Origin of the sequence: Geofilum rubicundum JCM 15548, assembly GCF_000974365.1 — a bacterium.
Taxonomy (GTDB): domain Bacteria; phylum Bacteroidota; class Bacteroidia; order Bacteroidales; family Marinilabiliaceae; genus Geofilum; species Geofilum rubicundum.
In genome coordinates, this window is record NZ_BAZW01000179.1 from 1 (window position 1) to 966 (window position 966).

The following is a 966-nucleotide window of genomic DNA, read 5'->3' on the forward strand; positions in this document are numbered from 1 at the left end:
CCTGTTTAACGAGGTCGAAAAAGAAGCCCTAAATCCTTTGCCAAAGGAAAAGTATGAGCTAAGAACCTTCTGTGTTACTAAGGTTATATACAACTACCATTTCTATCTCAATGAAGATCAACACTACTATAGTGCACCTTATCAATTAGTCAATAAAAAGGTGCTGGTTGTTTACTCATCGCGAACTGTAGAGGCTTATTACAACAATAAAAGAGTAGCCTTTCATAAGCGGGACACTCGTAGGTATGGCTATACAACTAACAATGATCACCGACCTGCTGATCATAAATTTGTATCAGAATGGCACCCCCAACGGTTCATTGACTGGGCTGCTAAAATAGGGCCGGCAGCCAAAGAATTAACCATTAAAATCCTTGATAGCAGGCCACATCCTGAACAGGCCTTCAAAACTTGCATGGGCCTTTTGTCTCTTGCCAAAAAGCACGACCAGGCAGATTTCTTAAAAGCCTGTAATAAAGCATTGAGCCTAAACCGCCTCACCTATAAATTCGTTAAAAACATGCTTTTAAATAAGACTTTCGAACTTTCAACTGAAGAACAGTCAGATCTCTACCTAATACCAGAGCACACCAACTTACGTGGAAAAGAACAATTTAATTAAAACCAATTGATTATGAACACTACAGCAACATTAGAAAAACTAAACTCCATGCGTTTGCATGGTTTTGAACAAGCCTATCGCAACATACTTGATAGTGCCTTACAGGAAAAGTTTACACCCGATGAAATCATTGCTCATTTGGTTGATGCAGAATATGATGACAAGTATAATCGTAAGCTCAGCCGACTAATTAAAACAGCTGGCTTTAAACAACAGGTGAGCATTGAGCAGATTGATTATCATCAGCCAAGGAATCTTGATAAAAACGTGATTCTGAGATTACAAAACTGCGACTGGATTATTAAAGGGAGAGACCTTCTGATAAGTGGTTCTACAGGAACCGG

General features: G+C 39.1%; 2 protein-coding genes. Both read left to right on the top strand.

Annotation, left to right across the window (positions count from 1 at the left end):
* Positions 1-622 (top strand): Mu transposase domain-containing protein (locus JCM15548_RS22100; RefSeq protein ID WP_439645471.1); only part of this gene is annotated, 622 nt, incomplete at its 5' end.
* A 12-nt stretch (positions 623-634) separates the two neighbouring features.
* The coding region (locus JCM15548_RS20650) for an ATP-binding protein (RefSeq protein ID WP_162198312.1) at positions 635-966 on the top strand (332 nt) is incomplete at its 3' end.